At 71.0% G+C, this 12776-nt stretch carries 14 protein-coding genes; 4 read left to right on the forward strand and 10 right to left on the reverse strand.

Annotated features, from left to right (window positions below; genetic code table 11):
- Positions 1–48 precede the first annotated feature (48 nt).
- The 4 genes from AC5Y5E_RS08475 to pptH are packed head-to-tail and all read right to left on the reverse strand — an operon-like array spanning position 49 to position 3392.
- A complete protein-coding gene (locus tag AC5Y5E_RS08475) occupies positions 49–852 on the reverse strand; it encodes a crotonase/enoyl-CoA hydratase family protein (RefSeq protein ID WP_499902521.1) in 804 nt (267 codons plus the stop codon).
- Between the two features lie 10 nt (positions 853–862).
- On the reverse strand, positions 863–1753 hold the full coding sequence (truB, locus tag AC5Y5E_RS08480; protein WP_499902522.1) for a tRNA pseudouridine(55) synthase TruB: 891 nt from the start codon (positions 1751–1753) through the stop codon (positions 863–865).
- Positions 1750–2430, reverse strand: coding sequence for a 4'-phosphopantetheinyl transferase PptT (gene pptT / locus AC5Y5E_RS08485; protein ID WP_499902523.1), 681 nt, complete (start codon positions 2428–2430; stop codon positions 1750–1752). Before pptT ends, truB begins: the two co-directional genes overlap by 4 nt.
- A complete protein-coding gene (pptH, locus tag AC5Y5E_RS08490; protein ID WP_499902524.1) occupies positions 2427–3392 on the reverse strand; it encodes an ACP phosphodiesterase PptH in 966 nt (321 codons plus the stop codon). The genes pptT and pptH overlap by 4 nt, the downstream gene beginning before the upstream one ends.
- A gap of 129 nt (positions 3393–3521) precedes the next feature.
- On the opposite strand from pptH, the gene AC5Y5E_RS08495 reads away from it, so the two are divergent.
- Together AC5Y5E_RS08495 and AC5Y5E_RS08500 are read left to right on the forward strand one after the other, a co-directional pair.
- The gene (locus tag AC5Y5E_RS08495; protein ID WP_499902525.1) at positions 3522–4097 is read left to right on the forward strand and encodes a DUF3558 domain-containing protein; all 576 of its coding nucleotides are present in this window, start codon (positions 3522–3524) and stop codon (positions 4095–4097) included.
- 41 nt (positions 4098–4138) lie between these two features.
- A complete protein-coding gene (locus AC5Y5E_RS08500) occupies positions 4139–5866 on the forward strand; it encodes a CocE/NonD family hydrolase (RefSeq protein WP_499902526.1) in 1728 nt (575 codons plus the stop codon).
- Here the strand turns inward: AC5Y5E_RS08500 and AC5Y5E_RS08505 are convergent.
- Together AC5Y5E_RS08505 and AC5Y5E_RS08510 are read right to left on the reverse strand one after the other, a co-directional pair.
- Positions 5825–6373, reverse strand: coding sequence for a DUF1802 family protein (locus tag AC5Y5E_RS08505; protein ID WP_499902527.1), 549 nt, complete (start codon positions 6371–6373; stop codon positions 5825–5827). The genes AC5Y5E_RS08500 and AC5Y5E_RS08505 overlap by 42 nt on opposite strands.
- Positions 6370–6639 carry a DUF2277 domain-containing protein gene (locus AC5Y5E_RS08510; RefSeq protein ID WP_499879813.1) on the reverse strand — a complete coding sequence of 90 codons (270 nt, stop codon included), beginning with the start codon at positions 6637–6639 and terminating at the stop codon, positions 6370–6372. The genes AC5Y5E_RS08505 and AC5Y5E_RS08510 overlap by 4 nt, the downstream gene beginning before the upstream one ends.
- A 136-nt stretch (positions 6640–6775) precedes the next feature.
- Between AC5Y5E_RS08510 and AC5Y5E_RS08515 the strand changes: the two genes are divergently transcribed.
- A complete protein-coding gene (locus AC5Y5E_RS08515; protein ID WP_499902528.1) occupies positions 6776–7522 on the forward strand; it encodes an enoyl-CoA hydratase in 747 nt (248 codons plus the stop codon).
- Between the two features lie 9 nt (positions 7523–7531).
- Entirely contained in the window at positions 7532–8098 is a 567-nt protein-coding gene (locus AC5Y5E_RS08520) for a hypothetical protein (RefSeq protein ID WP_499902529.1), read from the forward strand.
- Between the two features lie 4 nt (positions 8099–8102).
- Here the strand turns inward: AC5Y5E_RS08520 and AC5Y5E_RS08525 are convergent, their stop codons facing one another.
- The 4 genes from AC5Y5E_RS08525 to AC5Y5E_RS08540 all read right to left on the reverse strand — a co-directional run bounded on the left by AC5Y5E_RS08525 (position 8103) and on the right by AC5Y5E_RS08540 (position 12746).
- Entirely contained in the window at positions 8103–9119 is a 1017-nt protein-coding gene (locus AC5Y5E_RS08525) for a DHH family phosphoesterase (protein WP_499902530.1), read from the reverse strand.
- Positions 9094–9576, reverse strand: coding sequence for a 30S ribosome-binding factor RbfA (gene rbfA / locus AC5Y5E_RS08530; RefSeq protein WP_499902531.1), 483 nt, complete (start codon positions 9574–9576; stop codon positions 9094–9096). The genes AC5Y5E_RS08525 and rbfA overlap by 26 nt, the downstream gene beginning before the upstream one ends.
- Entirely contained in the window at positions 9576–12311 is a 2736-nt protein-coding gene (gene infB, locus AC5Y5E_RS08535) for a translation initiation factor IF-2 (protein ID WP_499902532.1), read from the reverse strand. Before infB ends, rbfA begins: the two co-directional genes overlap by 1 nt.
- A 63-nt stretch (positions 12312–12374) precedes the next feature.
- Complete coding sequence (locus tag AC5Y5E_RS08540) at positions 12375–12746, reverse strand: YlxR family protein (protein ID WP_499902533.1); 372 nt, start codon at positions 12744–12746, stop codon at positions 12375–12377.
- Between the last annotated feature and the right edge of the window lie 30 nt (positions 12747–12776).

Here is a 12776-nt window from a genome sequence, read left to right on the forward strand (position 1 = left end):
GGGTGAACTCGGTCGCTGGAACCCCCGTCGCTGCCGGGGCGCCCGACGTCACGCGGGGTCGACGAAGACTGGGTCCTCGCGCGACATTCCGGCCACCACGGCGGCAATCTGATTGGGCTTGCCGATCAGCCCGACTTGCAGCTCGGATTCGCGTTTGAGGGCGGCCGCGGCGTCGTTGGCGACCCACGTTTCGTCGTAGAGGCGCTTGGCAGCGCGGACGGCATCGGGAGATTTGCGCGCGATCTCGTCCGCGAGTGCCAGCGCCGATCCCAGCGGATCGTCACTGTTTCGCGTGACCAGCCCGAGCGCCAAAGCGTCGCTGCCCGACACGATGCGGCCGGTGAAGGTCAGCTCCTTGGCCACGTCGATGGGGACGAGCCGCGGCAGTGTCTGCGTGATGCCCATGTCCGGGACCAGCCCCCACTTGACCTCCATGATGGACAGCTTCGCGTCCGGCGCGGCGATCCGGATGTCGGCGCCCAGCGCGATCTGCAGGCCGCCGCCGAAGCAGTTCCCGTGGATCGCGGCGATGACCGGCGCCGGCACCAGGGACCAGTCGTAGGCCACGCGTTGGGCGAAGTTGGCCACCCGGTCGCCGTCGCGTTCCAGGAGAACGCCGGTGCCACCCTGTCCAGACATGAAGCTGCCGACGTCCAGGCCCGAGCAGAAGCTCTTCCCCTCGCCGTGCAGCACGACCGCGCGCACCGATTTGTCTTCCGCCAGTTGCGCTGCCGCGTTCATCAAGCCCTCGAACATGGCGTGGTCAAGCGCATTGTGCTTGTCGGCGCGCACCATCGTCACCGTCGCTACGCCACCGTCCCCGATGCGCACGCGGACCCTGTCTTCGCTCATTCGTACGAACCTACCGCGACAGCGTCGAGGGACGGATCACCACGACGGACTTGGTCCCGCTCCCCTCGTCGCGCAGCAGCGCGACCACCCGGCCGTCGGCGTCGGTCGCGGCGTAGACGCCGTCGAGGCCGGCCGGCGCGAGGGACCGGCCGTTGCTGGCCGCCAGGGCCTCCTCGGCGGACAGGTCGCGGCGGACAAACAACAGCAGGCACGCCTCGTCCAGGGTCAGCGTCAGCCGGGGCGCCTCGGCCAGGTCGTCGAGCGAGCGCGCCTGGTCCAGCCCGAAACGCCCGACGCGGGTGCGCCGCAACACCGTCAGGTGCCCGCCCACGCCCAGCGCGGCGCCGAGATCGCGCGCCAGCGCGCGGATGTACGTCCCCGAGGAGCAGTCGACCTCGACGTCGACGTCGGCGAGCTCGCCGTGGCGGCGCACGGCCCGTACCTCGAATCGGTCGATGCGCACCGGCCGCGCCGCGAGCTCGACCGCATGACCCTCGCGGATCAGCCGATAGGCGCGACGGCCGTCCACCTTGATCGCGCTGACCGCCGACGGGACCTGTTCGATGTCCCCGCGCAGCGCGGCGACCGCGGCGGCGATTTCGTCGTCCGTCACGTGCCCGGCCGAAACCGTTTGCAGCACTTCGCCTTCGGCGTCCTCGGTGGAGGTGGTCTGCCCGAGGCGGATGGTGGCGGCGTACGACTTCGACGCCCCGGTGAGCAGGCCGAGGATCTTGGTGGCCCGCTCGACGCCGATCACCAGCACCCCGGTGGCCATCGGGTCCAGCGTCCCCGCGTGCCCCACCCGGCGGGTGCAGAAGATACGCCGACAGCGCCCCACGACGTCGTGGCTGGTGATCCCGGCCGGTTTGTCGACGACGACGATTCCAGAACTCGTGCTCATAGCACGATGCCGGTCAGCACCAGCCCGCGCTCGACCGACCAGCGGCCCCGCAGCGCGGTCAGCGGCGGACCCGACAGCGCGGCGCCGTCGATCAGGATCTTGGAGACGAACACGCCAGTGGTTCCGGGCGGATCGACGTCGAACACGATGTGGGCGTCCTCGAAACCCAACCAGCGCTCGGTCAGCGGGAACCACGCCTTGTAGGTCGCTTCCTTGGCACAGAACAGGATCCGGTCCCAATGCAGGCCCGCGGGCAGCGCGGCGATCTCCTGGCGTTCGTCCTCGAGGGCGATCGCGCCCAGCACGCCGTCGGGCAGCACGTCGTGCGGTTCGGCGTCGATGCCCACCGAGCGCACCGCGCCGGCGCGCCCCACCACCGCCCCGCGATAGCCCGTGCAGTGGGTGAGGCTGCCGACCACCCCGTCGGGCCAGCACGGTTGTCCCTTGTCGCCCTTGAGGATCGGCACCGGCGGCACGCCGAGCTCACCCATCGCGACGCGGGCGCAGTGCCGCACGGTGATGAACTCGTTGCGCCGCTTGGCGACCGACTTGGCGATCAGCGGCTCCTCCTCGGGCAGCGGGCTCAGGCCCGGCGGGTCGGAATACACCTCCGAATACGCGAGATCCTCCGATGCGGTGCCGGGCAATACCGACGCCACCAGCGTGCGGCCCGTCATCGAGATTGCCGCTGCCGCACTCGTTCCCGGAATTGCTGGGCCTGGCGGCGCATCTCGGGGGTGATCACGAAGTGACCGCCGAAGTCGTTGAGATAGCCCGGCGCGTACTGGGGATCCGGCAGCACCTGGCGCAGCCAGCTGTAGGGCTTGCGGCGGCGCCACTCGCGCGGGTAGCCCACCGACACCTCCTCGAAGCGCACGTCGTCGTACCAGGTGGTGCGCGGAATGTGCAGGTGCCCGTACACCGAGCAGATCGCGTTGTAGCGGGTGTGCCAGTCGGCGGTCTTGGTGGTTCCGCACCACAGCGAGAACTCCGGGTAGAACAACGCGTCGCAGGGGTCGCGCACCAACGGAAAGTGGTTCACCAGGACGGTCGGTGTCATCCAGTCCAGCTGTTCGAGGCGGGCGCGGGTGGCGGCCAGCCGCTCGCGGCACCAGGCCTCGCGGGTGGCGTATGGCTCGGACGAGAGCAGGAACTCGTCGGTGGCCACCACGTTGCGCTGCCGCGCGATCGCCATGCCCTCGGCTTTGCTCGTCGCCCCCTCCGGCAAGAAGGTGTAGTCGTACAGCAGAAACATCGGCACGATCGTGGCCGGGCCGCCGCGCTCGGTCCACACCGGGAACGGATGCTCCGGGGTGATCACGCCCATCTCGTCGCACATGTTGACCAGGTAGTCGTAGCGCGCCTTGCCGAAGATCTGCATGGGATCGCGGGTGGTGGTCCACAGCTCGTGGTTGCCGGGCACCCAGATCACCTTGGCGAACCGCCGGCGCAGCACGTCAAGCGCCCAGCGGATGTCGTCGGTGCGTTCGGCGACGTCGCCGGCGACGATCAGCCAGTCGTCCGGCGACGACGGGTACAGCGATTCGGTGACCGGCTTGTTGCCGAGGTGACCGGTGTGCAGGTCGGAAACGGCCCACAGCGTCGGCTGCGCACCATGAGTCGATTCCCGGCTCGCCACGACTAACCAGCCTAACGAACCCTGCGCGATGAGCCGGTTTCCGCCGGGCCCTTGCCCGCGGGATTAGAACGTGTTCTCTTTTCACTGCGGGGGCTCTACACTCCCGGCAAGGGAGGGTAGGAGATGTCGGTGATCGCCAGGCTGCGGTTGATCGGAGCGCTGGGCGCGCTGGCCACGGCGCTGGTCGTGGGCTGGCAAAGCGCCCCGCCCGGACCGAGCGGCGGTGGGCGTGTCGAGCTGCGGTCGACGGCCCAGCCGATGGAGACCACCATGAAGAGTCCCATCGTGGCCACCACCGACCCGCGCCCGTTCGACGCGTGCGAGGACATCCCGTTCGACGTCGTGCAGCGGCTCGGGCTGGGGTTCACGCCGCCCGAACACGAGGACGGGCTACGCTGCCACTTCGACGCGGGCAACTACCAGGTGGCCGTCGAGCCGATCATCTGGCGCACCTACGAACAATCCCTGCCGCCCGACGCCATCGAGACCACGATTGCGGGGCACCGCGCGGCGCAGTATTGGGTGATGAAGCCGACCTATCACAACAGCTTCTGGTTCTACTCGTGCATGGTCGCGTTCAAGACCAGCTACGGGGTGCTGCAGCAGGCGCTGTACTTCTCGACGGTGTACTCCAACCCGGAGGTGGAGTGCATGTCCACCAATCTGCAGCGCGCCAACGACCTGGCGCCGTACTACAAGTTCTGATTACGTCGCCCGGCGCCCCGAAAAAACCTAGTGTTGGGCCGGTGAGCACCACCTCGACCCGCGCCGCGCAGCCCAAACCCCGCACGCTGGGACGGGTCGGCGACGCCGCGCTGGGCCGGCTGTTGGGCGTGCGGCGGGCGACCACCGAGTACACCGTGGAGCGCGTCGACGTGCCGATGCGCGACGGGGTCACGCTGGCCGCCGACCACTACGCCCCCACCACCCCCAGCCCCGCGGGCACCCTGCTCGTCCGCGGACCCTATGGGCGGGGGTTTCCGTTCTCGCACGCCTACGCGCGGCTGCACGCCGCTCGCGGCTATCACGTCGTGCTGCAGAGCGTGCGCGGCACGTACGGGTCGGGCGGGGAATTCGACCCGATGGTCAACGAGGCCGCCGACGGCGCCGACACGGTCGTCTGGCTGCGCGAACAGCCGTGGTTCACCGGCCGCTTCGGCACCGTCGGCGTGTCCTATCTGGGCTTCACCCAGTGGGCGCTGCTGCAGGATCCGCCGCCGGAGCTGGCCGCGGCCGTCATCACCGCGGGCCCGCACGACTTCAACGCCTCCGTGTGGGGCACCGGCTCCTTCGCCGTCAACGACTTCCTGGGCTGGAGCGAACTGGTCGCTCACCAGGAGGACCCGGGACGAGCCAAGATGGCGCTGCGCCAGCTGCAGGCCCGGCGCAAGGTGGCCGAGGCGGCAGGTGCGCTGCCCCTGGGCACCGCGGCCCGGGCGATGCTCGGCGAGGGCGCGCCGTGGTTCGAGTCGTGGATCGAACACCACGAGCAGGACGACGCGTTCTGGGACGCCCGGCGGTTCACCGACGCGCTGGACCGCGCGCGGGTGCCGGTGCTGCTCATCGGCGGCTGGCAGGATATCTTCATCCGGCAGACACTGCAGCAGTACGCCCACCTGCGCGGCCGCGACGTGGACGTCGCGTTGACCGTCGGCCCCTGGACACACACCCAGTTGCTCGGCAAGGCGCTCCCGATCAGCGCGCGGGAGACGCTGGACTGGCTGGACACCCATCTGGGCGGCGAGGCCTCGCGCCGGCCGAGCAGCGTGCACGTCTGCGTCACCGGCGCGGACAAGGGCCAGGCGTGGCGCCACCTGCCCGACTGGCCGCCCGCCACCACCGAACGGTCGCTGTACCTGCGGCCCGGCGGACACCTCGGCGAGACGGCGCCGACCCCAAATGGGTTGGCACCGGCCACGTTTCGCTACGACCCCGCCGACCCGACGCCCACCACCGGCGGCCCGCTGCTGTCCACGAACGGGGGCTACCGCGACGACAGCCGCCTCGCCGCGCGCGACGACGTCCTCGCCTTCACGAGCCTCACACTCACCCACGACCTGTACGCCTACGGGAACCCGGTGGTGGAGCTGGCGCACAGCTCCGACAATCCGCATGTCGACCTGTTCGTCCGGGTGAGCGAGGTCGACGCCAAGGGCCGCTCCCGCAACGTCAGCGACGGCTACCGGCGGTTGGGCGCCGCGGACGCCGCCGCCGGGACCGAGCTCGTGCGGGTGGAACTCGACGGGATCGCCCATCGCTTTCGCGCCGGCTCGCGCATCCGCGTCCTGATCGCGGGCAGCTGGTTTCCGCGCTTTGCGCGCAACCTCGGCACCGCCGAACCGTTGTTGACGGGCCTGCAGTCCACTCCGGCCACCCACGCCGTGCACTACGTGCGGTCCCGGCTGCTGCTTCCCGTCGGCCCCGCCGATCCGCTAACCAACCGCGTCGCGGACCCGGAGGGCGACCAGGTCTAGCGCGGCGTCGTCGTGCACCGGCGCGGCCAGGCGGACGTCGGCCAGCGGCAGCTGCGCCCAGCTGGTGCAGCCGCCGTACTCGGGGGCCCGCGGGATGCGCACCGGCTCGGCCAGCGGGATCACCGACACCACCAGCACCGCCAGCTTGTGCTTCGGCCGGAAGTCCAGCCGATCCTCGCGCACCGACTCGGCCGTCCAGATGTGCAGGTCCTCGATCGCGTCGAGCCCATCCGGTCGGTTAACCTCCTGCGCGGCAACGACTTTCGCCGCGGCGCGCAGCACCAGGTGCTCGTCGGTGCTGTCGGCCGCCCCGGCGTCCAGCAGGTCGAGGTGCTCGGGCCGGACGCGCTGGGCGTGGCTATGCGCGATGGTCGGGAACAGCAGGAACTCGCGGGCCGCGAGCTCGAACCGCTTTTCGCCGATGCCGCCCTTGCGCAGCAACACCCGCTGCCGGCCGTCGAGCAGCGCGTGCACCACCGCGCCCCACTCCTTGAGCGCCGGCGTCATTTGGCGCCTGCGAGGCGGGCCACCACCTCGGGCCGGCGCAGCGGCGGCACGGTCTTCGGTGGTTGGCGCCGCGGCGGCAGGGCCGCCAGCAGTCGCGCCGTCGTCTCGGTGACCTCGGCGACCGCGGCCTCGAACGCGTCGGCGTTGGCGGCCGACGGGCGGGTGATACCGCTGACCTTGCGCACGTACTGGCGCGCGGCCGCCGCGACTTCCTCCGGCGTGGCCTCCGGCTGCAGGCCCCGCAGTTCGGTGATGTTCCGGCACATGGTCTCCACGATAAACGCGCCGTCGAGCCTGCGTTCGGTGCATCGAGACTGCGGTCAGATCGAGATTTTCGGCGCAGCGACGCTCTCAGCGCAGGCTCGGCGAGGCGCGGCGATCCCGGCTGACTACGGTGAACACATGACAGACGTCCTGCTGATCGAAACCGACGAGCGGGTGCGCACCCTGACCCTCAACCGCCCACAGGCGCGCAACGCGCTGTCCTCGGCGCTGCGGGACCGCTTCTTCGGCGCCCTGGCCGACGCCGAGACCGACGACGGCGTCGACGTCGTCATCGTCACCGGCGCCGACCCGGTGTTCTGCGCGGGGCTGGACCTCAAGGAGCTGGGCAGCGAGTCGGCGCTGCCCGACATCTCGCCGCGCTGGCCACCACTGACCAAGCCGGTGATCGGCGCGATCAACGGCGCCGCGGTCACCGGCGGGCTGGAGCTGGCCCTGTACTGCGACGTCCTGATCGCCTCCGAGCAGGCCCGCTTCGCCGACACGCACGCCCGCGTCGGCCTGCTGCCCACCTGGGGACTGAGCGTGCGGCTACCCCAGAAGGTGGGCGTCGGCCTGGCCCGGCGCATGAGCCTGACCGGGGATTACCTGTCCGCCGCCGACGCGCTGCGCGCCGGCCTGGTGACCGAGGTGGTGCCGCACGACCGGCTGATGCCCACAGCCCGCCAGGTGGCCGCCTCGATCGTCGGCAACAACCAGAACGCGGTGCGCGCGTTGCTGGCCTCCTACCACCGGATCGACGACACGCACACCAGCACCGGGCTGTGGCTGGAGGCCACGGCCGCCCGGCAGTTCCGCACCAGCGGCGACGACATCGCCGCCAACCGCGACGCGGTGCTGCAACGCGGGCGGGCCCAGGTGCGGTAGGGGGAAGCGATGCGCGCCGGCGGTGTCACGTTGGGGGCCCTCACTCTGGTGGCGGCGTCCGCGATCGCGTCCGCTCCGCATGCGACGGCCGAGCCGCCGCCGCGATTTCCCGACCTGACCAGATTCATCGCGGTCCCCGCGGACGGCTACGTCACGCCCGCCCAGGGCGGGGCGCCCCGCATCAGCTTTTCCGCCACGCCGACCCTGGTCTGCGACTTCTACGGCGGGCCGGCGCCCGCTCCCCAACCGTCGCAGGACATCAAGTGCAGCGGCGACGCCCCCGGGATGGACGACGTCCCGTTTCCCGGTGGCGGCCACTCGAAACCGGGCGATTGCGTCGTCGGCGCGGTGAACTTCAAGGGGCCGGGCTACGAACTGAGCCGCATGACCTACAGCGGGTGCGACGGCAACCCGCCCGCGCTGACGTCGGGCGGCAAACCGCTGGCCGCGGGCGCGAAACTGACGTACCTCAACGTGACATGCGCCGTCGACGCCGGCAACGTCGTCGCCTGCCTGGACACCACCAGCGGGGACCACGGCTTCGTGCTACAGCCGTCGGGCAGCTGGGCCTTCTAAAGAACTAGCCGAGCGCCGCGCGCAGCGACGCCACGGCGTCGTCGATCGAGCCGACGGTCGAATAGCCGGCGGCCAGCCGGTGGCCACCGCCGCCGAACTCCGAGGCGACCGCCGCCAGATCCACCTGGGCCTTGGCCCGCATCGACACCGACCAGTGCTGCGGGTCGACCTCCTTGAAGACCGCCGCCACCTCCGCCTGCTGCGTGGTGCGCACGATGTCGACGATGCTCTCGACTTCCTCGGCGCGCGAAGTGATCCAGTCCCGATGCTCGACGACCGCGTACACCAGCCCGCGACCGCCAACGGCGTCCGGCACCAGCTGCGCCGAGCCCAGCACCCGCGAGAGCAGCGGCAGCCACCCGAACGGGTGGGTGTCCATCAGCGTCCGGCTGATCGCGGCGTTGTCGACGCCGAGGTCGACCAGCCTGGCCGCCAGCCGAAGCGCCCGGGCGCTGGCCCAGCGGAATGATCCGGTGTCGGTCGTCAGGCCCGCGTAGATGCAGTGCGCGACGTCCCGGTCGATCGGCTCGCCCCACGCGTCGAGGATGTCGGCGACCATCATCGTGGTGGAATCGGCCGACACGTCGATGAAGTTGGCGCTGCCGAACCGGTCGTTGGAGGCGTGGTGGTCGATGACCAGCGACCGGCGGCCCGGGCCGGCCAGGTCGCTCAACTCGCCGAGCCGCTTGACGCTCGGAACGTCAACGGTCACAACCAGATCGACGTCGCGGCGCAGCTCGTCCGGGCGGACCAGCAGCCGACAACCGGGCAACGAAGCCAGCGACTCGGGCAGCGACGCCGGCGCGGCGAAACTGACCTCGACGCGCTTGCCGCACCGGTCCAGCACCAGCGCCAGCGCCAGCCCCGCGCCGATGGTGTCGGCGTCGGGGTGGACGTGGGCGATCACCGCGATCGTCGCGGCGCCCGACAGCAGCTCGACGGCGCCGGCGGCGTCCACCGACAACCCCTGGGCGCCCCGCGGGGCACCGGCCAGGTCAGTCTTCGGGTCGATCGTCGTCACCGGCATTCCCGTCGCTCGCGTCCCCAGCCCCGCTCACCCGGTATGGATCGGCCTCCCCGGCCGGCTTGGCACCCGAACGAACCCGCGCCAGATCGGCGTCCGCGGCGCGGGCACGCTCCAGCAATTCCTCCATCCGCTGCACGCTGTCGGCGGTCGTGTCGCGGGTGAACGTCAGCGTCGGCGTGAAGCGCACGCCGGTGCCGGCCCCGACCCTGGTGCGCAGCGCGCCCTTGGCCCGCTCCAGCGCCGCGGCCGCGGCGGCGTAGTCGGGCTCGTCGTCGAGCGTGCGGCCCATCACCGTGTAGAACACCGTCGCATCGTGCAGGTCGGCGGTCACCTTGGCGTCGACGATCGTCACCCCGTCCAGGCCCGGATCCTTGATCTCAAACTCGATCGCCGAGGCGACGATCGTGAAAATCCGTTTGGCCAGCCGGCGCGCCCTTGCGGGGTCGGCCATCAGGCGCGTTCCTTCTGGACCAGCTCGTAGGACTCGATGATGTCGCCTTCCTTGATGTCGGAATAGCCCAGCGTCATACCGCATTCGAAGCCCTCGCGGACCTCGGTCACGTCATCCTTCTCCCGGCGCAGCGAGGTGATGGTGAGGTTGTCGGTGACCACGATGTTGTCCCGCAACAGCCGGGCCTTCGCGTTGCGGCGCACCACACCCGAGCTGATCATGCAGCCGGCGATGATGCCGACCTTCGAGGACCGGAAGATCGCCCGGATCTCGGCGCGACCCAGCTGGTTCTCCTCGTAGATCGGCTTGAGCATGCCGCGCAGGGCCTTCTCGATCTCGTCGATCGCCTGGTAGATCACCGAGTAGTAGCGGATCTCCACGCCCTCGCGGTTGGCCAGCTCAGTCGCCTTGCCCTCGGCGCGCACGTTGAAGCCGATGATGATCGCGTCCGACGCCGACGCCAGGTTCACGTTGGTCTCGGTGATGCCACCGACGCCGCGGTCGATGACGCGCAGCGCCACCTCGTCGTCGACCTCGATGCCCATCAGGGCCTCTTCCAGCGCCTCGACCGTACCGGCGTTGTCGCCCTTGAGGATCAGGTTCAGCTGGCTGGTTTCCTTCAGCGCGGCATCCAGATCGTCCAGGCTGATCCGCTTGCGGGTCCGCGCCGCCAGGGCGTTGCGCTTGCGGGCGCTGCGCCGGTCGGCGATCTGGCGCGCGATGCGGTCCTCGTCGACGACCAACAGGTTGTCACCGGCGCCGGGCACCGACGTGAAGCCGATGACCTGCACCGGCCGCGACGGCAACGCCTCGTGGACGTCCTCGCCGTGCTCGTCGACCATGCGGCGCACGCGGCCGTAGGCGTCGCCGGCGACGATCGAGTCGCCGACGCGCAGCGTGCCGCGCTGAATCAGCACGGTGGCAACCGGCCCGCGACCGCGGTCCAGGTGCGCCTCGATCGCCACACCCTGGGCCTCCATGTCGGGGTTGGCTCGCAGGTCCAGGGCGGCGTCCGCGGTCAGCAGCACCGCCTCTTCCAGCGCCTCGATGTTGGTGCCCTGCTTGGCGGAGATGTCCACGAACATCGTGTCGCCACCGAAATCCTCTGCCACCAAACCGAATTCGGTGAGCTGCCCGCGGATCTTGGCCGGGTCGGCGCCCTCCTTGTCGATCTTGTTGACCGCCACCACGATCGGCACATCGGCGGCCTGCGCGTGGTTGATGGCCTCTACCGTCTGCGGCATCACGCCGTCGTCGGCGGCGACGACCAGGATCGCGATGTCGGTCGCCTTGGCGCCGCGGGCACGCATGGCGGTGAACGCCTCGTGACCCGGGGTGTCGATGAAGGTGATCAGCCGCTCGGTGCCCTCGAAGTCGACTCCGACCTGGTAGGCACCGATGTGCTGGGTGATGCCGCCGGCCTCGCCCTCGCGGACATTGGCCTTACGGATGGTGTCCAGCAGCCGGGTTTTACCGTGGTCGACGTGACCCATGACGGTCACCACCGGCGGCCGGGTCTGCAGGTCCTCCTCGCCGCCCTCGTCCTCGCCGTAGGTCAGATCGAAGGACTCCAGCAGCTCGCGGTCCTCGTCCTCGGGGCTGACGACCTGCACGACGTAGTTCATCTCGCTGCCGAGCAGCTCGAGCGTCTCGTCGCCGACCGACTGGGTGGCCGTCACCATCTCGCCGAGGTTGAACAGCGCCTGCACCAGGGCCGCCGGGTTGGCGTTGATCTTGTCGGCGAAGTCGGAGAGCGATGCGCCGCGGGCCAGCCGGATGGTCTCGCCGTTGCCGTGCGGCAACCGCACGCCCCCGACGACCGGCGCCTGCATGTTTTCGTATTCGGCGCGTTTCGCCCGCTTCGACTTGCGACCGCGCCGCGGCGCGCCGCCCGGGCGGCCGAACGCGCCGGCCGCGCCGCCGCGCTGACCGGGACGGCCACCGCCGCCACCGCCGCCGCCGGGACGACCCCTGAAGCCGCCGCCGCCCCCGGGTGGGGCGCCGACGCCGCCGCCACCGCCGCGGTAGTTACCGCCGCCGCCGTCGGAGCGGCCGCCGGGCCCACCGGGCCGGCCGCCGCCCGGTCGCGGGGCGCCGGGCCGGGCCGGGCGGCCCTGCCCCGCGGCGCCACCGGGCCGGGGCGGCATGCTGCCGGGCGAAGCGCCCGGTCGCGGCGCGCCCGGCCGGGCCGCCCCGGGACGGGGGGCCTGCGGGCGCGGGATGGGCCGGTCGACGGGTTGCGCCGACGAGAACGGGTTGTTGCCGACGCGCGGGGCGCGCGGCTTCGGAATCGGGCCAGGCCGCGGGCCCGGTGTCATGCCGGGCTGCGGGGCCGGTTGGCCGGCCGGCTGCGCGGGGGCCGGGGCCGCCGGTTGCCCGGGCTGGGGCCGCGGGGGCGCCGGGGGCGCTTCGGCGGTCGCGGCCGGGGCGGCCGCCGTGGTCCCGCCGGCGGCGGGCTTGGGGGGCGCGGCGGTCGCCTCGCCGTTCGGCGCGGGCTTGCTGATCGCCTTGTCGAGGGCCTGGTCGAGCGACTTGTCGGGGGCCTTGGCGGGCGCCTTGGTGGCGGCCTGCTTGCTGCCGCCGAAGGACTCGCGCAGCCGGCGAGCCACCGGCGCCTCTACCGTCGACGATGCGGATTTAACGAATTCGCCCTGCTCATTCAGCCGGGCGAGCACTTCCTTGCTGGTGACACCGAGTTCCTTGGCCAACTCGTGTACGCGGGCCTTACCTGCCACTACATCTCCTGTCTATGAGGCGACAGCAGCGGGCCGCGCCTCGGGTTTAGCTATGACGCATTGTCATCGGGACTTCACGGTGTGCTCATGTTCTTTGCTGCCTCTTCTGTTGCCGGGCGAGTCGCGCACTGCCAAGTGCTCGACCACCGCGGATGTGTCCAGTGGACCGGTGATGCGCAACGCTCTGGTGAAAGCCCGCCGCCGAATCGCCTGTTGAACGCACTGTGGCACGGGATGCAGCCATGCACCCCGCCCCGGCAGGCTACTCCTGTCGTCAACGATCGCGGCGTATGCGCCGTTCCCCGTCGGCACAGCCACCACGCGAAGCAGTTCGGCGGCCAGCTCTCGCTTTCGGCACCCCACACACGTCCGCACCGGTCCATCAGTGCTTCTGTGCGCCCGCGTGTGAGGAGCCGAAGGCTCGCGCTGGATCACGGCTCAGTCTAGCGTCACTTCAGCGATGGC

This window comes from Mycobacterium sp. NGS54 (genome assembly GCF_059812465.1).